This is a genomic window from Streptomyces sp. SS7 (assembly GCF_037993025.1).
Classification (GTDB): domain Bacteria; phylum Actinomycetota; class Actinomycetes; order Streptomycetales; family Streptomycetaceae; genus Streptomyces.
On record NZ_CP141223.1, the window covers coordinates 2,671,637 to 2,690,136 of the forward strand.

At 65.6% G+C, this 18,500-nt stretch carries 18 protein-coding genes; 1 reads left to right on the top strand and 17 read right to left on the bottom strand.

Annotated elements, in window-relative coordinates; translation table 11 throughout:
* Window positions 1-58: 58 nt before the first annotated feature.
* The 14 genes from U5640_RS11955 to U5640_RS12020 form a co-directional block, all read right to left on the bottom strand.
* Window positions 59-421, bottom strand: coding sequence for an HNH endonuclease (locus U5640_RS11955; RefSeq protein ID WP_340375787.1), 363 nt, complete (start codon window positions 419-421; stop codon window positions 59-61).
* 5 nt (window positions 422-426) lie between these two features.
* A complete protein-coding gene (locus tag U5640_RS11960) occupies window positions 427-597 on the bottom strand; it encodes a hypothetical protein (RefSeq protein WP_340375788.1) in 171 nt (56 codons plus the stop codon).
* Between the two features lie 96 nt (window positions 598-693).
* Entirely contained in the window at window positions 694-1,776 is a 1,083-nt protein-coding gene (locus U5640_RS11965) for an AAA family ATPase (protein WP_340375789.1), read from the bottom strand.
* A 282-nt stretch (window positions 1,777-2,058) separates the two neighbouring features.
* On the bottom strand, window positions 2,059-2,613 hold the full coding sequence (locus U5640_RS11970) for a hypothetical protein (RefSeq protein ID WP_340375790.1): 555 nt from the start codon (window positions 2,611-2,613) through the stop codon (window positions 2,059-2,061).
* A gap of 135 nt (window positions 2,614-2,748) precedes the next feature.
* Entirely contained in the window at window positions 2,749-3,162 is a 414-nt protein-coding gene (locus U5640_RS11975; protein WP_340375791.1) for an SsgA family sporulation/cell division regulator, read from the bottom strand.
* Between the two features lie 63 nt (window positions 3,163-3,225).
* Window positions 3,226-3,423: a hypothetical protein gene (locus U5640_RS11980; protein WP_340375792.1), complete on the bottom strand. Its 198-nt coding sequence runs from the start codon at window positions 3,421-3,423 to the stop codon at window positions 3,226-3,228.
* Between the two features lie 124 nt (window positions 3,424-3,547).
* Window positions 3,548-6,346: an ATP-dependent helicase gene (locus U5640_RS11985; RefSeq protein ID WP_340375793.1), complete on the bottom strand. Its 2,799-nt coding sequence runs from the start codon at window positions 6,344-6,346 to the stop codon at window positions 3,548-3,550.
* 313 nt (window positions 6,347-6,659) lie between these two features.
* Window positions 6,660-6,911, bottom strand: coding sequence for a hypothetical protein (locus tag U5640_RS11990; protein ID WP_340375794.1), 252 nt, complete (start codon window positions 6,909-6,911; stop codon window positions 6,660-6,662).
* Window positions 6,912-7,017: 106 nt separating this feature from the next.
* Window positions 7,018-8,925, bottom strand: a complete 1,908-nt coding sequence (locus U5640_RS11995; protein ID WP_340375795.1) for an AAA family ATPase — start codon at window positions 8,923-8,925, stop codon at window positions 7,018-7,020.
* Window positions 8,926-9,076: 151 nt separating this feature from the next.
* Window positions 9,077-10,030 (bottom strand): class I SAM-dependent methyltransferase, encoded by a 954-nt coding sequence (locus U5640_RS12000; RefSeq protein WP_340375796.1) that lies wholly within the window; start codon window positions 10,028-10,030, stop codon window positions 9,077-9,079.
* A gap of 132 nt (window positions 10,031-10,162) precedes the next feature.
* Window positions 10,163-11,848 (bottom strand): hypothetical protein, encoded by a 1,686-nt coding sequence (locus U5640_RS12005; RefSeq protein ID WP_340375797.1) that lies wholly within the window; start codon window positions 11,846-11,848, stop codon window positions 10,163-10,165.
* Window positions 11,849-11,958: 110 nt separating this feature from the next.
* Window positions 11,959-13,200: a MoxR family ATPase gene (locus tag U5640_RS12010; RefSeq protein WP_279930512.1), complete on the bottom strand. Its 1,242-nt coding sequence runs from the start codon at window positions 13,198-13,200 to the stop codon at window positions 11,959-11,961.
* 339 nt (window positions 13,201-13,539) lie between these two features.
* Window positions 13,540-14,586, bottom strand: a complete 1,047-nt coding sequence (locus tag U5640_RS12015) for a hypothetical protein (RefSeq protein WP_340375798.1) — start codon at window positions 14,584-14,586, stop codon at window positions 13,540-13,542.
* A 107-nt stretch (window positions 14,587-14,693) separates the two neighbouring features.
* Window positions 14,694-15,632, bottom strand: coding sequence for a hypothetical protein (locus U5640_RS12020; protein WP_340375799.1), 939 nt, complete (start codon window positions 15,630-15,632; stop codon window positions 14,694-14,696).
* 271 nt (window positions 15,633-15,903) lie between these two features.
* Here U5640_RS12020 and U5640_RS12025 point away from each other — a divergent pair, with 271 nt between their 5' ends.
* Window positions 15,904-16,374 (top strand): LysM peptidoglycan-binding domain-containing protein, encoded by a 471-nt coding sequence (locus U5640_RS12025; protein WP_340375800.1) that lies wholly within the window; start codon window positions 15,904-15,906, stop codon window positions 16,372-16,374.
* Window positions 16,375-16,458: 84 nt separating this feature from the next.
* Here the strand turns inward: U5640_RS12025 and U5640_RS12030 are convergent, their stop codons facing one another.
* From U5640_RS12030 to U5640_RS12040, 3 genes are all read right to left on the bottom strand, one after another.
* The gene (locus U5640_RS12030) at window positions 16,459-16,692 is read right to left on the bottom strand and encodes a hypothetical protein (protein WP_340375801.1); all 234 of its coding nucleotides are present in this window, start codon (window positions 16,690-16,692) and stop codon (window positions 16,459-16,461) included.
* Complete coding sequence (locus tag U5640_RS12035) at window positions 16,689-17,000, bottom strand: hypothetical protein (protein ID WP_340375802.1); 312 nt, start codon at window positions 16,998-17,000, stop codon at window positions 16,689-16,691. The genes U5640_RS12030 and U5640_RS12035 overlap by 4 nt, the downstream gene beginning before the upstream one ends.
* Before the next feature lie 264 nt (window positions 17,001-17,264).
* Window positions 17,265-17,783, bottom strand: a complete 519-nt coding sequence (locus U5640_RS12040) for a hypothetical protein (RefSeq protein ID WP_340375803.1) — start codon at window positions 17,781-17,783, stop codon at window positions 17,265-17,267.
* Window positions 17,784-18,500: the final 717 nt, after the last annotated feature.

The following is an 18,500-nucleotide window of genomic DNA, read 5'->3' on the forward strand; positions in this document are numbered from 1 at the left end:
CTGCAGTTCGGGCCGATGATCCAGGCCATGAGTTTGCTCCTGATGTGTGTCGGGGTGGTCAGTACTTCTTGCGCCGGCGCGCGAGACGCCAGCGGTAGAGGGGGCTCGGCACGCGGTTGGACTTCCGCCGGTTGTGCTGGCGGCAGAGCAGCTGGCCGTTCCACAGCTCAGTCGCCCCGCCGCGGCTCCAGGGGTGTATGTGATCGGCCTCGGTTCCCGGTGCCGCGCACCGGAACCAGAGGGGCGGTTTGTGCTCGCACCGGCCGTTGGCCTGGCGGATGAGTTGCTGCTTCTGGGGCCAGCTGAAGAGCCGGGTGGGATCACGCCAGCGCCGCTTACGGCCAACGCCGGCGGCGAGGCACAGGATGCCGAACGCGGCAACGGCCAAGCAGGCGAGCAGCACAGTCGGGGCAGGCAGCACGGCGCTCAGTGCCGGTCGTTGCCGAAGGAGATCAGCTCATGCCCGGCCGCCCAGAACAGGTCCTCGGCGTCGACGACCGTGACGAGACCGGCCTTGCCGAGGCAAAGGTTGGCCCTTCGGGGCTCACGATGTCCTGCGCCGGGGTCGGGATCGGAGACGATGCGGTACTGGGGCATGGTCGAGGGCTGCTTTCTGTACAGGAACGCGTGAGCCGGACAGCGAACCGCCGAGGAGACCGGAGTGGCTCCTCGGCGGTTCGGATGGGGGCGTCCTCAGAAATCGATGGAGTACTTCGGGGGACGGCGCAGGATCACCGCAGCGGCACGCAGGTCCTTCTCGTCGTCGGGCGACCTGTCGTCCTCGTCACGGAGGTCGGTGAGCGTGAAGGCACCATCCGGGAGCTGGTAGCCGTCCTCGGACGGGACGGCGTCGCGCATGCGGAACTGCAGCCCGGTGCCGGTGTCCCAGTCGTTGATGGTCTGCAGGCTGTCGCTGTTGAACAGATCGACACGGCCATCGAAGACGTCGGTGTCGCCGTTCTTCCAGGTGATGTGGGCCTCGATCCGCGAGCCGGCGTGCTCACTGCGCTTGATGTTCAGGTCACCGATCACCTCAGCGAACGACTCGCCCAGGCGCAGCTCGAAGGCGATCGCCCGCAAGTGGTCGAAGTTGATGTCGTACTTCCGGGAGAAGTCGACGATCTCGGCCACCTGCTTCTCGGCCACTCCGGGCACCTGGTCGCGCAGGTAGGTGGCCACCGTCTCGGGCTCGGGGTAGGAAAAGCGCATGTGGTAGTGGAAGCGGCCGGGGCGGTTGAGCATGTAGTCGTTGACGCGGTGCAGCTCGTTGACCGACAGGACGTAGAGGCGCTTCGTCGTGCTCAGCCCGTCGAACAGACTCAGGAACTGGTTCTGCGACTCGTCGTCCTCGTTGGAGAAGATCTTCTCGAACTCGTCGAAGACAACGACGACTTCGCCCAGCTCGTCGAGGAAGGCGGCCAGCCCTGGCGTGTCGTGCTGCACGAGCACGGTGGGCAGGTGGTGTTCCTCGCGCATCCGCTCGGCGAGCAGGCGGAGCATGAGGCTCTTACCCATGCCCTTGTCGCCGGAGAGGATGACGCCGAGCGAACGGTCCATAGCGGAGTAGCCGGTGACGATCCGCTGTACACGGGAGGCGTGGCTGCCGTAGACGGTCTCCTCGGCGGATGCCAGCGGCTCCGTCTGGCGCAGGCTGTAGCCGGCCACCTGGGAGAAGGAGATCGTGTAGGTGGCCACGGGCAGATCGGAGAAGGTCTGCACGGAGTCCCCGTAGAGGCGAAACTCCCCACCAGAAGCAACGATCGTAGATGCGGGCATGAAGACTTCTCGCTTTCGCGGGAGTTGAGTTTGGTGGTGGTGGCAGCGCAGCGGCGCTCAACGGATATGGGCAGCACGCTGCTGTCCGGGCGGTAGACGCGCTCTCCCTCATCGAGCACGGACTCGGTGAGGGTGACGGTGGCCGGCATCAGGTCTGTCGCGGCGCGGCGCCAGGTTCGCGGCGGGGTTGAACGTGACTGGTCTTCGCGGGCGCGTAGTCGTGGGGTCCTGCGTCATGCCGCGAGTCGACGCAGGTCCGGCGATACCCTTGAGTCGTTCAGTTCAGAAGCGGTCGCCGATCTCGACGCTGTCGTACTCCTCGCGCGTGACGGTCTCCCAGTCGGTCACATTGCCGTCCTTCAGTCGCAGCTCCCACTTCGCGGGTGTCTTGTATCCCCTGAAGACGCGCACGGTGGTGGTCCCGCACGGTGCAGAAGAGCCGCCCTTGCCGGGGGTGCGGGCACTCGGTGTAGAGCGGGGCGGGTTCTTCTTCGAGGTGTCGGTGCGCGGCGGCTGCTGTGCGTGCTGATCCGGCTGGTCATCGCTCGTGTCAGCGGGCGGCTTGGGCCGGGGCTTGGGCAGCGGCTTGGCGAGCGTGGTCCGGAGCATCTGGGTGCGCGTGGACCGGCAGGGGGCCGGCCGCTCGATCTGGTCGTAGACGGGGTCCCGGGCGGCCCGGCTGCGCTTGTCGATGACCTTGCCGTGGTCAAGGTCGGTGCCGGAATCCGCGCATCCGGCGAGAGTGAGGGCTGTGGTGACGGTGGCCACGGTCGCGATAACCGACCGCACGGCGGTGGAGCGCAGGATGCGTCCTTGGGGGAGGGAGTGGCTGGCCACGGGCTTGCTCCTTGGCAGGGATGCTGGTGGGTGTGTCATGCGTGTGCTGCGTGCCGCCCGTGTGACGTGGCGGCGTAGGTTTTCCTGTACCGGGCCCCGGGCTGTGGGTCTCCGGGCCGTGCTCGACTTTCGCTGTCAGCGGGTCAGAAATTTGTCGAGGAGGCTGTCGATGTCGACGGCTTTGGACTCCTGGCCTGCGGCGACGGCCGCGTAGGTCTCGGCGAGCCACTCCTTGATGGGGGCTGCCGGTCCTTCAAGGCGGGCGTATCCGTCGGGGGATTCCAGTTCGATCCTGAGGCGGCGGTTCTGGAGAGGGCCGATCGGAGTGATCTTCACGTCGCCGATGCCAGCGGGTGCGGTGAGGCCCTGGTCGAGCAGCTCCCGGGCGAACGTCCACCGGACCACATCGTCGGGCGTGACGTCGAAGGAGAACTGCACCGCGTAGGGGTCCGTGTTCTTGTAGTACAGCCGCACGGGGACGAATACACGCAAGTCCGGGCCGGCCACGAGCGACATGCGGATCTTCAGTTCCAGGCCGGGAAAGCCCATGGGCGGATTCCTGTTCTTCGGCGGAAAAGCGTGGTGGAGGCGGGCGGCAACGCCCAGCGATGCTCAAACACCGCCGTCCCGCCGAGGTCGTGAGGGGGACATGGCGGGTGCGGCTTGCTGCGCCTGGCGTTCTGCCAGGGCGTTGATGGCGAAGAGGACCTCGCCGTGGATGGCCCATTGGTCGAGGTAGCGCCAGGCTTCGGCGAGGCTCTCGGCGAGCGGTTCGTCGTAGGCCTTCGTGCCGGGCGCCCTGTGTGCCAAACACGGTCATGGTGTGGGCTTGGGGGCTGGGTCATTCAGGTGTGTGAAGGGTGGAAGACCGCAGGGGCGGGTGTCTCGCTCGTCGAGAACACCCGCCCCTGCGGCATGGGGTGGCGGCGGTTGGTCAGACGGCCGCAGTGACCGCAGAGCGATCGTCAGTGTTACCGGGAGCAGCGCTGTCGTTGTCGTCCAGGAGGTCCGGATCGATGCCGAGGGCACGAGCGGCGTTCCTCTTGTCGCGCTCGGTCAGAGCCGTCACGATCTGCTCGTAACTGCTCTGGATCGGCGGGTTCTTCACGGTGCCGTAGCCGAGTACGTACTGGCTCTTCATGGCACGAGTGAAGGCGACGTAGAACATCCGCTTGACGTCCTGGGTCATCTTCGTGTCCTCCCTGTAGAGGACGACAGCGTTGTCGAATTCGAGACCCTTGGCACCATGGATCGTCGAAACGACCAGGTCGGCCTTGGACTCGAGGTTCTTGCGCTTGCGCTCCTGGTTCCTCTGCTTGTTGATGTTCAGCTTCTGCTGGTTCCGCTGAATCTCGAAGGAGAGCAGGTTGTCGCGCAGTCGATCGAAGAACGCCTTGTGTGTGAGCGTGCCCTGGTGGCAGAGCGTGACCCAGCCGTTGATGGTCGCGCTGTTCTCGATCCACCACTCCGAGATCGTGCGCAGGATCGCCTTCTCAACGTTGGCGTTGGCAGCGTTCTTCGTCAGCTTGCCCATGTTGTCCTTGATCCCCTGGGAGACCACGAACGCGGCGTTGGTCGGCGGTGCCTGCAGGACGTCGTTCCAGAAGAACTTGATGTACTTCGAGAAGATGTCCGTGGCGTAGACGCGATCGCTGACCAGAGAGGCGACGCGGCGGTCCGGGTAGCGCTTTTCGAGCACATCCTGGATCAAGGACACCTCGCGGCGCGAGTAGGCCAGGAAGGCCACCTGCTCGCCCCGGTCCAGGCACTTGTCCACGTAGTCGGGGATGACCGTGTTGCGCACGATCGCCTGCAGGTCCTGGGTGACGAACCCGGTGAGTCTGGCCACCTCGCGGTACTCCAGGGTGACCTTCTCCTGGAACGAGTCCGCCGTAGGCATGGCGAGCGAGTTCGCCTGCAGCTGGATGTTGGCGAACTTGTTGGTCTCCAGCCCGCCGAGCACGACGTTCGCGAAGTCCAGGATCTCCTGGTTGCTCCGGTAGTTCGTCGTGAGCTTGAAGGTCGCGAAGACCCCCGAGCCCTCCAGCGTGTTGAGCGCCCGCGGGTTCGCTGAGCGGAACTCGTACAGCGTCTGCGAGGCATCGCCGACGATGAACAGGGACTGAGCGTGCTTGGTGATGTACTTCAGCACGTAGATGAACTCAAACACGCTGTTGTCCTGCACCTCGTCGATGATGAGGTATTTCGACTGCACGTGGGCCGGCTCGGCCATGTCGTCGATCTTCTGGTAGCAGATGATGATCTGCAGCTCCAGCGACGTCTGCTCGATGCGGTCGAGCAGGGCGATCACCTCGTCGAAGTGGCTCTCGACGAAGGTGTTCAGGGCCGTGAAGGCACCGGTCCTGTTCTGGTCGACCTCCAGCAGGCGGTGGCGGAACGTCGCCGCGAACTGGCTGTTCGGGTAGAAGATGTCGATCGAGTTGATGATCGTGTCGATCGCCGAGACCTTGTGCCTCGGGTGGTTCATCGAGTAGATGTCGATGATCATCTTGGCGATCGTCATCGAGCCGACGTCCGGGTTCTTCTCCGTGATGTTGTCGGCAGCGGCGTTGGTGAACGAGAGCACCGTGATGTCCGAGGCGGGGACGCCGCAGGCTTCGAGGTACTTGATCCGTTCGAGGATCACGGTCGACTTGCCGGTGCCGGCTCCCGCCTGCGTCATCACCAGCGGCTCGTGCGTGGTGAGCGCGTCGAGCTGCTGTTTGGACAGGTGAGGCGGCAGATTCGGAGGCGTGGCCGGCTGCGCAGGCACGATCAGCTGAGGCTTCATCTGCTCCAGGTGGTCGAGCGTGTGGTTCATCAGCAGGCTGAGGTTCTGCTTCGACAGCTTCGTGGCGATCTGGTCGGAGAAGGTCGCATCCAGCTTCTTGTGGATCTGGCGGTAGGCCTCCAGCGGGACGTTGTAGTTCTCCAGGTAGCGCAGCTGGACGGCGAGCATGTTCAACTGCTGCTCCGTCGGGCCCGCGGGCATGTCCTGGATGTAGCGGCAGACTTCGTCGGCAATCGCCTCGGAGTCCCAGATCTGGGCCAGGCGCGTGATGCGCTCGTAGATCGAGTACTGGCGCATCCACTCGTCGAACTCATCGCCGAGGTTGGAGGCCGTCAGGCCGGCGGATGTGAGCACGTCCTGGACGTAGTCACGGGCGTTCTCCAGCGGGCTGGTGTCCCACTGCAGGAAGACGGCGGCGGCGTGGTTGCCGTAGCCGACCGAGCGCGAGACGGCGGTCGCGTACTCGGGCTCGGGGAGCCCCTTCTTGAAGAGGTACAGCTCCATCCGGTACTGGATGACGAGGTCACGCGTGGACTTGCCGCCGGACTTGTCCTCGTAGAACACGAGCGCCTGCGGGGTCATGTCGAAGGCGACGTCCCAGTCGTCGAACTGGCTGGACGAGGTGTCGACAGCGAAGCGGTCGTCGGCGTGCGGGCTCGGCAGGGTGAAGGACCCGCCGGCGTTCAGGGCGCGGCGCGTGATCGGTGCGAGCGGGATCGATGTCGTGGTGATGTCGTGCTGTGTCGAGCTCTGCTTGACCTCGATATCGGTGGCCATGGCGTAGGCGGTGTTGGTGGCAGTGTTGATCGGCAGCAGGGACTCGTTGAGCAGGCCGATCTTCTTGCCGTTGCCGGTGAGCTTCGAGGAGAAGAACTTCGGGTCGACGGCCTTCTGAGCAACGGCATTGGCCGAGAGGTCGAGGTCATCAAGCAGGACAGGCATGTCGTTGCCTTTCTCCAGTGGATCGAGAGGCGAATTGAGAGAAGGTACAAAAAACGTCGCACAGCAATTCCGACAAGAAATGAATAGTCAGTCGAATGCTCGAAGGCGAGCGAAAGCGCAGCAACAGGGCTGGGCCATGGGCGCAGGTACGAACACGGGCGGGGCTCTCGTCAGCCGACGAGCCCCGCCCGTGTTCCTCTCAACCCACCCGTCAGGGGCCGTTAGGCCCCTAAATCCGGGGTATGTGGCGAAGCCACGCCCCGGACACCGCGCGCTACCCAGGCGCGCGGTCGTTCATCAGCGGCAGCTCATCTCACTTCGAGGTCGAGTCCGAGCGCCGGTCGGGACCATCGACGGCAGCATCGCCGACATCGAGATCCCAGGGGCAGGCCGTGACGAGGGATCCTGCGGGATCGACCTCGACCAGGCCGAGCATGAGGCCCAGTTCGCGGAGTTCATCGGTGCTCCGGACATGGGTGGCGAGGTTCGCTCGGGCCGCGGCGGAGAGCTCCATGGCTCGCTTTCGGTGCTCTTGGAGCAGAGGTTCGGGGAGCATGGTGGACATGGCTGTCCCCCTTTCTGAGCAATGAGGGTGTGGCGGTGAGGTACGCCGAGGGCTCCTGTTCCGGAAGATCTGGAACAGGAGCCCTCGGTGCGATGCGGACGGCTACTCAGTCGTCCGACGGGGATGCCGAGGCTGTGCCGCCGGTCTGGGCAGCGAGCAAGTAGTCCTCGATCCAGGTGCGAACAGCCTTGCGCGCCGGCCGCGCACCCTGGGAGTCCACGTAGGTGGTCTCTTCGATGGCGCGCAGCTCGTCGTCGGGCATCGACACGGGCAGCGCCTGGGCCAGCCGCGGCTTGGCCTCAACGATCCGCTCACGCTGCCGCTCGTAGTCGGCGGCCATGATCTGCCGGTAGGTCTGCCGGTCGATGGGGTTGAACCCCACGACCAGTGAGAACCGGCCCAGCAGCTCGGCGTCGAAGAACTGCTCCAGTGCCTTGTTGAGGCTCTGGTTCGAGATGGTCTTCGGGTTGTTACCGAAGCCGATCATCTTGCCGTCGAGCGAATCACGGGCGGCGTTGGTCGTGCAGATGACCAGGGCCTTGGAGAAGTCCAGCATCTTGCCATGGGCGTTGCGGATGTAGCCCTCGTCGAACGCCGAGAGGAACAGGCGCTGCACGGCCTTGTCGGCCTTCTCGAACTCGTCGAGCAGGATCACCCGGTGGGGGTTGGACTCCAGCGTGTCGAACGGGAGTTCCTGGTTGGAGTCCGATCCGACATAGCCGGGAGGTGAGCCGATGATCTTCGACGTCGACCACTCGCTGTGGAATTCGGTCATGTTGAGGATGATCGGCTCGGTGCCGGTTGTCTCCTCAGCGATGATCTTGACCGCCTCGGTCTTACCCACGCCCGAGGCCCCGGCGAACAGCCACGTCGTGGGCGTCTTCGTCGGGAACAGGTCGAGTTCTTCGCGGGCCAGACGGTCCGTGAGCTTGGCGAGCACGTCGTCCTGGCCCTGCAGGCGGCTGGTGAGCGTGGCGCTCAGCGCGGCGACGTCGAGGTCTTTGCGCTGGGCGTTTCCGGTCATCAGGCGTTTGGCCACATCGAGCACACGGGTGTTCGTCAGCGGCACCTGCGGGATGGACCGCAAGGTCTGCGCGAGTGCCGTGTCGCCGGCGTTCACGGCCTGGACGATGAGCTTCTTCTGCTCCAGGACCCGATCAGCCATCGCGCGGTCGAGCAGCGTGATGGCGTTGTCCGGACGGTGCTGGCCAGCCCGGGAGTTCGCTTCGGCGATCTGCACCACCGAGGCCAGGACGTCGTCGGAGACTCCGATCTGGTGACGGTAGTGCGCCATCAGGCCGGGCCGGACCGCGGTCATCACGGCCAGCGTCTGTTCCACGCTCAGCTCGTCGACGATGAGCCGGGTGAAGCGGCGGGCGAAGGCCGGGTCCTCGTCGAAGGCCCGTGACTCCGTACTGGTGGTCGCGCCGATGACGGACATGTCGCCGCGGGCCAGGGCCGGCTTGAGGATCTGCGAGATCTTGCGGCCGACGGCGTCTCCATGGCTGCCGGAACCTCCGGTGATCTGGTGGATCTCGTCCATGAACAGGATGGCCTTGTTCTTGGGGTCCGAGGCGAACTCGACGATCGCCTTGACCTTCTCCTCCAGCGAGCCGACGATGCCTGTCCCGGCGATGATGTTGGTGACGGGCAGCTCGTAGATCGTGTAGTCCTTGAGCTGGTCGGGAATGAGGGCGTCGCCGAGCGCGATGCGCCGTGCAATGTCCTCGACGATCTTCGTCTTGCCGACGCCGGCGGAACCGACCAGCAGAGCGTTGGGCTTGGTCTTGCTGATGACGACCGAGAGGACCTGCCCGATGAGCGTGTCACGGAACATGGTCGGATCGGCGTTCTTGAACCTCTCGTTGTAGTCGACGAGGAGCTCCTTGACGTCATCGGCGCTGCCACCGCTGGACGGCAGTCCCACGGACGGGAACTGCGGAGGGAAGCTGCCGCCACCGCCGTTGCCCTTGTCGTCGTCGGAGCCGCCGGGTGTGAAGTTGCTGAGACCCACCGGGTCCTCCTTCGGTGCGGGTCGCTCGGCGTGGTGGCGCGCTGGGTGGATGCGCCACGGTGTCCCGAGCAGGGATATGGATGAGTGAGAGGGAAAGTCAGGGGTCGTCAAAAGCGGCACTGCTCTTGACGTTTTTCGAGGGGCAGCCGGATCAGGTGGCCTCGACAGTGCCCGGCGCGGTGATGGGCTCAGGCTTTGCGAGCGTGGCAGCGACCTCCTCGAAAGCGGCGATCGCTTTGCGAAGATCAGCGACGATCTCCGCAGCGATGTCGGCCGGGTTTCCGAGTTCCTCCACGTCCTGCGTAAGGAGGTCGCGCACGGGCCAGACCGTGGGCCGGGCGTCGGCCGGACGGGTGGCAGGAATGGTGACGAGGACGGTGTCGACGGTCGTCCCGGACTGGGCGAACGCCCGGGCCGGAAGTGCTTCGACGAGACCACCGCGCTGTTCCACGAGCTTTCGGAAGGCTATGGTGCTGCCGGTCTGTTCAGCGACGGCCCACGACATGACCGACACCAGCAGCCCGTCCGGCTTCAGGAACCGCAGGGCATGGGTGACATGAGCCATGTCGGTGCCGCGGGTGAACGGCGGGTTCATCAGCACCCGGTCGTAGCCAGGGTTGGCGGGGGTGGTGAGAAAGTCGGCGACCTGCACTCGTCGTACCACATGCGTGTCCAACAGGTCGGTGGCGTACCCGGGGTCCCGCTCGATGCAGTCCACGATCGCACCGCGGGCTGCTGCGGCTGTGGCTATGGCACCGGAGCCGGCAGATGGTTCCAGCACCGTCATACCGGGCTCAAGGGCGGCCAGAGCGATGAGCCGGCCGACAACGGGGTCGGGTGTGGGGAAGTACTGAGCGAGGGTGCGTTTCTCCCCCAGGGTCACGACTTCACCAGTGGTGAGCACTGGGGCGAGCGCCTCGGCGGCGTCGACGGGGAAGAGGTGCGCACCCTCAGTCTTCGTCCATCGACCGCCGACCGCTTCGAGGACCTCGTTGACGCGCTGGTACAGGGCGGGAGTCAAGCGGGGGCCGACGAGCACCAGGCGATGACCGTCAGTCCTGGTGCGATCTGAGAGAACTGCGAGCACATCCGTGGGGATTCGCATCGATGGTTCCTTTGGTGCGGCCGAGCAGGGACCGGATGGACGAGAGAGAAAGGCAGGGGTCGCCAAGAGCGGTGCCGACCAGGGGAGTTGGTTGCACGGCACCGCTCTTGGCGGTCTTTGGGGGCAGCAGAGTCAGACGACCATGCCGAGGAGCCTCTGCCGGATGCTCGGATCGATGTGCTGCATCGAGTCGGCGTAGCGTTTTGCCAGGTCAACCATGAACGACCAGTCCATGGCGGAGCACGGTGCGTAGTACAGGTTCTTCGGGTGGTCCTGACGCGTGGACGGCGGCAGCCAGTCGAAGTCGGTGACCATGAGCGAGAGCCTGCGCTGGCGCACGCGGCTGGCGTTGATGTACCGCCAGATCTGCGTGTACTCCGTTCCGCCCGACACCTTCGGGATCCTGCGGAACTCCTTCCAGATCTGAGCCGTCGACTTGTTCTCCGTACGCAGCATCACCTCCTGGGACAGGAAGTGGCTGAACGAGTTGAAGTACAGGTTGATGTTGAGCTTCTTGGCGATCCGGATGAGCATCATGACCGCCTCCTGGTAGTTCTCCTCGGAGATCGATCCGGAGGTGTCGATGTAGATGTGCAGGTCGGGCATGTACTGCACCGAGGTGATCCGGCCGGGCTTGTTGAAGTCGTCCGGGTTCCGGCGGTTGGCCTTGAGGAAGGTCGCGCTCGTCGTGCGGAAGATGTTCTGCGACTTGTTGACCTTGCCCATCCGGCGGAGCACGCGGGTGATGTCCTTGAACAGGTCGAGCTTGCTCGGCGGCTGCTTGCGGAACGCCACCTGGGCGCTACGGCTGCCGGGTTGACCCGATTGCTGTTTGGCGCCCATGGCGGCGGCCCGGGCTGCGGCCCGCGGCAGTGAGGTGAGCTTGGACAGCGACGCGTTCGAGACGACCTTCACCGGCGAAGCCAGCGACTGGTTGATGAGGTTCCACTCCCCCGTGATCTTCGCCGCGGTGGCCCGGGCATGGGCCTCGACGTTGACCAGGACGAGGGAGCGCGGGCAGAACAGCTCCCCGACTGTGAACGGCAGGACGCCGGTGTCCAGGGCGGTGTTCTGCTGGCTGGCCTGGGCCCGCTGCTGCTCGACGTAGTTCATGAGCATGTGCACGAGCACGCGGGCGAAGGAGTGCTCATCGTTGGCGTCAGAGTCGTCCTTGCGCACCAGCAGCGACTCGGTGAGTCCCTTCAGGGACAGGGCCGTGAAGTCGTTGAGCAGCTTGGTGGTGGCCGGCGGCAACGCACTGGCCATCGTCTGAGTCTGCTGGGCCAGCCAGATCTTGAAGTCGTCGAAGGCTGCGGAGGACTGGAACCAGAACCCGAGGGTGTCGGGGTTGAAGGTGTAGGCGATCGAGGCGAAGAAGGCGCTCTCGTCGCCGGTCCCCGCAAGCAGAGCCTTCGCGGCCGGGAGGACATCAGCCTGCGCGGTGTAGAGCACCCGCGGGGAGGGCGCGGGCATCTTGTTCTGCTGCCCGGCCTGGACGGCGAAGAGCTCGGCGACCGGCAGCGGCGTGCCCTGGTCGAAATTGATCAGGGTCTGCCCGAGCAGCTCCTTGACGGTCTGCTCGCTGGCCACGTTCAGCGTGTCGCCGAGGCAGCTCAGAACCAGATCCGGGATGTCCCCCGTCAGATCAGCGCCCTGAGCGTCGGTGATGCTCGCCGGGGCGTTGGGGTTCAACGGCTCCAGCAGCGGGTCGATGAGGGTCTGCCGGATCGCCGGCATCGGGTCGTAATCACCGGTGCACGAGATGGTGTGCAGTGCGTCGAGTACGGCCGGCTTCTGGTTCGTGACGGTGATCGTCATGGGTCGTGGTCTCCTTCTGAGGACAAGGCAGCGGCAGAGCGCCGCCGACGGTGGGGAGTTGCAGCAAGGACGGCAGCCCGCCGCAGTCCCCACCACCGGTGAGCGAGCGATCAGAGGAAGGCCGAGAGGACCGGCTTGGCCTGGTTGACGATCGGAGCGTCGATCTCCATGAAGGCCTCGAGGTTCTGGCGGTCGATCTGCTGGCTGGTCACCATCTCGATGAGCGTGCGCGTGTGCTCCGGCTCGATCTGGGTGATGGCCTGGGCCAGCTGCTCGATGAGGCGCGCGTTGTCCTTGCTCTCCTTGAGCGCGTACAGCAGCGACCCGGACTTCTCGTTGTCGGTCAGCGTCACGATGACCGCGGCCATGTCGGTCATGGTCGCTGCGGCCTTCAGGCTCTGGTAGCAGTTCGGCTTCGGGACGTTCACCCGGTTCTGCTGCACGCCGCCGACGTTGTTCGCCAGGTCCTGGGCGATGGTGGCCACGAGCTGCGTGGTGAACATGGTGTCCCCCACGTAGGCCTCGATGGCCTCGTTCAGCAGCGAGGTCTCGCGGTCGCCGATCTGGATCGGGGTGGCCAGGTACTGCGCCAGCTGCTGCGGGTCGGCCGCGTTAAGCCACTTCGACAGGTTGTCGATGGTGCGCGGCGTGGTGAGCTGGTTCATCTCCTCGCCGCCGTCGAACAGATCGGCCATCGTGACGTTGCCGTTGTCGTCGTCGTCCTGGCCGTCGGCGACGATGGCCTCGGGCGTCGACTTCTGGAAGATGAGCCCGGGGTACTGCGTGAGCACCGTCTTCACCCAGGGGTTGATGTTGTCGCCGAGGACGGACATGAGGGTGGCGGCGTCGGGCTCGACGTGAAAGATCGCGAAGCGGGACAGGCTTGCCTCGTCGAGCGAGGTGACGTTGCCCCTGTCGTTGCCGGCCACGACGATGCGGACATTCTTGGGCAGCTCGACGTACCCCATGCGGCGCAGCGTGACCAGGGTCAGCGCGCCGGAGGTGACGTCGGAGGTGGTGCGGTTGATCTCGTCGAGGAAGAGGATCGGCCACTCGCGCGGGTTCTTCTCGGCGTAGTCGATGCACTCCTGGATCACCTGGTGCGGGTAGAAGACCTGCTTGTAGCTCTGCGTGCCGTCGTCCTTGGTGTACGGCACCAGGCGCGCACCGGTGAGGTCGGCCTTGTCGGCGAGCTGGTTGCACGGCAGCGTGAATGCCTGCGTGCCCATGGAGTAGGCCAGGTCTTCGACGAAGCTGGACTTGCCGATGCCGGGTTCGCCCATGAGAGCGGGCGTCGCGCCGACCTCAAGGGACTGCTTGATGAGGGTCGTCAGGGTGTCGTTGAACTTCATGTCGACGTCTTTTCTGTGCGTGGGCGAGGAAGAGAGAGAAAGACAAGAGAGGTCGGAGGACGGCGCTGCTGATCTCGGCGTCGCCGAGGCTGCATAGGCCGTGAACGGTCCTGTGGCGCGGGCCGCGCCGTCGGAGCCTGGCGGAGACCTGCACTCCCGCCATTGGTGGCGATGGAGCCCCGCTGCACATCGCCACCCGATCGCGCTCCGCGCGATCCAGCACTGTCCTCCACCTGTGCTCGGCCCCGCCGCAGCACCGGTCACCCACCCCACCCGCTGCCGGAGGCAGCAGATGAACCAGGAGCAGAAGCAGCAGCAGGAACAGGCACAGAGCGTCAGTCAGTTGGTCGACGAGGAACGGGCCTCGCGGTCGGCCACGAGCGCAGCCGCCCGGTCGAGGAGGAAGGGCCGGCCGTTGCGCCGCTCGCTGTGCTTGGGTCGCGCAGGGATGACATCGACCGCCGCCTTGTAGAGCAACCACGCGGCATCGCCCGTCGAGAACTCGACGCCGAGGGCGCTGTAGGCGCGCAGTTGCGTCCGCATCCAGCCGTAGAGCGACGCGAGAACGGAGAACTCCCAGCGGGACATGTCGTGGTTGAAGTCGCCGGGATCCCGGAGCTGATGGCGTGCGCTGGCCAGGGTCTGCTCGACGATCGCCTGTGAGTACGGGATGTCGGGCATGTCCTCGGCGGTGTCGACATCTGATGCTGAAGCACCGGAGCTCTTGCTGGCGTTCACGGCCAGCTGCGCGTAGAGGTCCTCGATGGAGGCGAAGGCCGGCGCGCTAGTTGCTGCGTTGACGTGAGCGACGATGCGATCGGGCACCGGCTGGCGGGTGAAGGTCGACCAGTGGTCCAGGAGCAGCTCGTACCAGCCGTGTTCCTCACGCAGGACGCGCTTGCCGGCGGCCACGGGGAAGTCGTGGAAGTTCTTCGGCAACGGCATGACGAGATGGAAGCCCTGGCCGGACATCGACAGCTCAGAGTAGAGGATGCCCGGCAGCCGCAGCAGGTCTGTGGCCACACCTAGCGGGCAGTCGGCCTCGATGTCGAGGACGAGCAGCCCGTCAGTCTGGGCTTGGAGGTAGAAGGCGGTGTTCGCGGCGTCCGGTATCGCCGCGGTGAGTTCGTCGAGGGTGAGCAGGCAGGTCTCGTCCAGGGCGAAGGCTCCGCGTAGTGGGCCGGCGTGCTTGCAGCTGGAGGTGCAGCCGGCGAGCAGGTGCCGTACGTCGATCGGGGCCTTGCGCTTCGGCGGCCTGGTGGGATCGTCAGGGGTCTCTTCCCCGATCTGGCCGGAGATGGTCCACCGACCGGCACTGGCGAGGGTGCGGATCGCGGGGTTGCCGTAGAACTGCGGGAACCAGGCATGGGGGTCGGCTGGAGTCATCGTGGGACGCACGCTTTCGATCGGAGGCGTCAGGAGGGGAAGAGAAAGACAGGACCCCCGTACTGCACGGATGCGAGTACGGGGGTCTCATCGATGGTCAGCGTGAATCAGCCCTGGTAGGTGATCCCCGCCTGCTGGGCCGGGCCGGAGCCGTTCCAGGGGCCGGTGGCCACGGGCGTGCCCACCGCCGAACCGGCGTCCTTGAGGGAGGCGTTCTCGGCCTCAAGGCGCGCGAGCTTCTGCTCCAGGGTCTCCTGCTGGGCAGGAGCCGGAGCTGCGGCCGCAACAGCAACCGGAGCAGGAGCAGCAGCGACGGGCGCCGCCACGGCGGTCGCCGGGGCCTGAACCGGAGACTGCGCGGCCACGGCCACAGGTGCGGAAGTCGGCTGCGGGGCCGGGAAGGACAGGCCGTCCTCCACCTCGGTCGCCACGGGGACGCCGGCGGCAGGGGCAGCACTGGCAGGAGTGGCCTGAACGGGGCGCGGCGTGCCGTTGAGCACGATGCCACGCGCAGCCAGCTCAGCCTGGTCGATGCCGCCAGCATTGTAGTAGCGCGGCACCTCGTGGACGATCACCTGTTCGAGGGCCAGGCCGCGGTTGTTGAAGTTCTTCGGCTTGTAGGTGCGCAGCACGAGCGTGACGTCGAGGCCCTGCGCGAGCTCCTGGCCGGACTCGTCCTGGTCGTAGGTGCCGTCGCCCTTCAGAGAAGGGATCGCAATGACCGGCAGGGTGCTGCCCTTGGAGTCGATGGAGTAGTTGGGGCCGGTTTCGGGCCGCTTCGGGGAGTCGTAGCGGCGCTCGGAGACGAACTGCTCTTCGAGGGTGGGGTTGTTCGGATCGGCGAACTGGACCTCGGCGTGAATGATCGTCGCGGTGGTGTGCGGCTTGCCGACGGGGTTCATGCCGTTCTTCGTCTTGCGCTGGTCGCTGGCAACGAGCTCCGCGCCATCGATGAGGCGGGCGAGTACGGCGAAGCCGAGCTTCCCGCGGATGAAGACATTCTTGCCCTCGGTGATCTGGCTGGCGGAGATGGAGTAGTTGGCCATGGTGATGCGGTTCCTTCGTTCGGTCTGGCGGTCGGTGACTCAGGGGTCCATTGGGGTGCTATCGGACAGGATTCGGACTGCCATCCAATCCCTTATTCTATCAACTTCTGTTCGGCTATGAGTAGAATGTCAATGCCAAACATGAATGGTTGTGTGCGCTATTCGCAGAGGAGTCGAGACAGGGATGACGGCTACGATTCAGAGGCCAGTGGGGACGGCGTTGAAGCCGTCGGCGCAGACGAGAGCAGCTGCCGGGAGTCACGCCGGCCCGATGGGCTTCGGCAACGGACCCGTCATCGCCGCCAGCGTCATGGTGGGCGGAGCGGCGCTCTTCGCCGGATGGGGCCTGACGCAGCTCGCGACGTCCGACGGCGGCTTCATCCAGGCACTGCAGGGCCATCACGCCCCGGTCGAGGCACCGGTGCATCCCGGCGAGAAGAACGCCGGAGGCGGCAGCGCCCAGCAGCCGAGCGAGGGCGGCACGGGGAAGCAGGACGGGAACGGGGCGAGTCAGGATCCGACGCCGGGGCGCGGCGACGAGGACAAGCCCAACGGATCGGGTGCACCGGCCGAGGCGAAGCCAGCGCCGAAGGCGAAGCCGTACACCATCAGGCCAGGCGATACGCTCACCGCGATCTCGGGGACGACGGGGGTGCCGATCGGCATCCTGGTCGAGACGAACAAGATCCAGTATCCGGATCTCATCTACGCGGGGGCCTCGCTGCTCATCCCGCCGGTATGACGACCCGGCAGGGCGGCACTGCCGCGTACCGAGCCTGATTCGATGCCCTGAACGCCACGAGGCGGTCAGGGCATCGTCGTCTTCTCAGGCGGAGGACTCTGCTTCCCGGCGGGCCTGCACGTCCATCAGTCGCGTGCGCAGCTGCTGCAGCTGCTCGACCTCGTCATTCATGGACCGGATGTCATCCGGCTCGAAGTCCTGCGGGTATTCGAGCTTGTACTCGCTGAGCAGTTCGATCTTCGCATCGACGAGATCGAGCGCTGTACTCAGATCGAGGACGTCGTCCAGCGTGAGCCCGGAATCGGCGGAGGCGGTCATGCTTCGGTCCTGGGCTCTGCCACCCAGTCGTCACTCAAGGTCGGGGGATGGTTCTGGATGTCCAGCCAGCGGTTCATCGCTTCATCCTGGTCGGCGACGCCGTCTGCGTCTTTGTGCAGGGCCAGAAGCGTGATCCACCCGGTGGGGACGAGGGTCGCGATCTCGAACTCGGCCGGGTCCAGACGCTGGACGACGCGGTAGAGACTTCCCTCAGGGGCCTGCCAGATCGTGGTCTCGACGTGGGAGACGCCGACGCGACTGCTGTGGAACTTGACCGTGAGGTCCTCCATGCTCAGCGGTTTACTCATGGTTGCTGCTCCTGGACGTCGAAGGTGCCGAAGACGAGCTGCGTGGCCCCGTAGGGCTCACCGCGAGGCGTCACCCGGGACCGGCGTGAGCCGGTCCACGGCATGTCTCCCCGCAAAGCACTCGGCCCGGGTTCGACGCCCGGATCAGCTGTGCTGATCCCCTCCCCTGTTGCGAAAATGCAGCACTGTAACAGCGTCAGAGATCAGAAAACCCCGCCGGCCAGGCAGCCGGCGGGGTCGCCTGAGGTACGAGTTTGTGGCCTCTCACGCCGCATCAGTGTCACCGGACTCACCCTGGCCAAACAGGAATCCGCGGACGTCACCGTTCTTCATCATGTCCTGCAGATGCGCCAGGAACACCGCGCGCTGTGTGGCCCGGCGATCGGCCAGGAGGTCGTACTCGCGCAGGGCCGTCATGTTGACGACCCAGCCGTTCTCACGGGAGATGGCCTGCTCAAGTGGGGAGTCGGGTATGACGTCCATGCCGGTGAAGTCGTGGTCGAACTCGGGCGCGATGTCGAGGTGTTGATTCGGCTCGTCGATGTAGAGAGTGTCGACGCCGACCTGCTGGCCGGCCTTGTCGAATGCCACGAGGAACACACGGTCTGCCCTGGTGGTGTTGTCGACGTGGACCGCTGCAACGTTCGTGTCACCGATGAAGCTCGTCTGCTCGAACCGCTCGTACACGCGAGCACGAGCGTCATGGCACCACATGATGCGCCGGGCTTCGTTGAAGCCTTTGAACTCGTCAGAGTTGGACGCTTCTGGGTGGGGGTGGTTCATCGGTCGGTGCGCTCCTTCATATGCGAGATCCGGGAGGTTTGCGATGCCAGGGGGCGTATTGGCTACGACACATGCCTCTAAGCAGCGAGCCTCAATCGTTCTTCACTGCGGCGCGGCAGGAGCAGCTGCTGGGAGTTCGCCTCGCTCCTGCTGCGCGCCGCTCGCTCGGGGGAAGCAGATCTTCCCCGGGCGGAAGGGCCGGCCATGGATCTGGTGAATCCGCGACCGGCTCGGACGCGCCATCGGGCGTGTTCGGGTGCTAGCCACTCAGCCCGGCTGCTCCGAGGTCCCTCGTACGGTCCGGCTGGGCCCAGGAGCATCGGCGGTGAGCCGTCACTGTGGCGCGCGGCGCCGGCTGGTCCGTCGCGTGCTTGGAGGTCATGCAGTTCGCCCCGTCTGGCTCGGGGGGCCTTCTCTCGTGAAAGTCCAGCGGAAGCTGTTCTCACGCCGCGCACTGGTCTATTCTCAGCACCGCCGACGTGCTCGAACAGGCCGGTGGAAGGCCCCAGGGTTCCTCAGATCTGCTGGTGGTGACTCTGCTGAGAGTCGTTATGAACAGGCCCTGGCAGGGACCTGGTTTTGCGCTGGCGAGAGCGGGCGCCGGGACAGTGGTTGGAGCCACCCTCTGATGCCCGCCTCCTGGTGCTGCGGCGCATTCGTTGCCGCTCACCGGGCCAGCTCGCCGCTGGCCTGATCGGCTCCCCCGCGGACGGGTTC

Coding starts and splice junctions, on each gene's coding strand:
- U5640_RS11975 (WP_340375791.1), bottom strand. CDS start 3,162: ATGGGCTTTCCCGGCCTGGAACTGAAGATCCGCATGTCGCTCGTGGCC.
- U5640_RS12040 (WP_340375803.1), bottom strand. CDS start 17,783: ATGAACCACCCCCACCCAGAAGCGTCCAACTCTGACGAGTTCAAAGGC.
- U5640_RS12005 (WP_340375797.1), bottom strand. CDS start 11,848: ATGACGATCACCGTCACGAACCAGAAGCCGGCCGTACTCGACGCACTG.
- U5640_RS12030 (WP_340375801.1), bottom strand. CDS start 16,692: ATGACCGCCTCCGCCGATTCCGGGCTCACGCTGGACGACGTCCTCGAT.
- U5640_RS12025 (WP_340375800.1), top strand. CDS start 15,904: ATGGGCTTCGGCAACGGACCCGTCATCGCCGCCAGCGTCATGGTGGGC.
- U5640_RS11960 (WP_340375788.1), bottom strand. CDS start 597: ATGCCCCAGTACCGCATCGTCTCCGATCCCGACCCCGGCGCAGGACAT.
- U5640_RS12010 (WP_279930512.1), bottom strand. CDS start 13,200: ATGAAGTTCAACGACACCCTGACGACCCTCATCAAGCAGTCCCTTGAG.
- U5640_RS12020 (WP_340375799.1), bottom strand. CDS start 15,632: ATGGCCAACTACTCCATCTCCGCCAGCCAGATCACCGAGGGCAAGAAT.
- U5640_RS12000 (WP_340375796.1), bottom strand. CDS start 10,030: ATGCGAATCCCCACGGATGTGCTCGCAGTTCTCTCAGATCGCACCAGG.
- U5640_RS11985 (WP_340375793.1), bottom strand. CDS start 6,346: ATGCCTGTCCTGCTTGATGACCTCGACCTCTCGGCCAATGCCGTTGCT.
- U5640_RS11965 (WP_340375789.1), bottom strand. CDS start 1,776: ATGCCCGCATCTACGATCGTTGCTTCTGGTGGGGAGTTTCGCCTCTAC.
- U5640_RS11990 (WP_340375794.1), bottom strand. CDS start 6,911: ATGTCCACCATGCTCCCCGAACCTCTGCTCCAAGAGCACCGAAAGCGA.
- U5640_RS12015 (WP_340375798.1), bottom strand. CDS start 14,586: ATGACTCCAGCCGACCCCCATGCCTGGTTCCCGCAGTTCTACGGCAAC.
- U5640_RS12035 (WP_340375802.1), bottom strand. CDS start 17,000: ATGAGTAAACCGCTGAGCATGGAGGACCTCACGGTCAAGTTCCACAGC.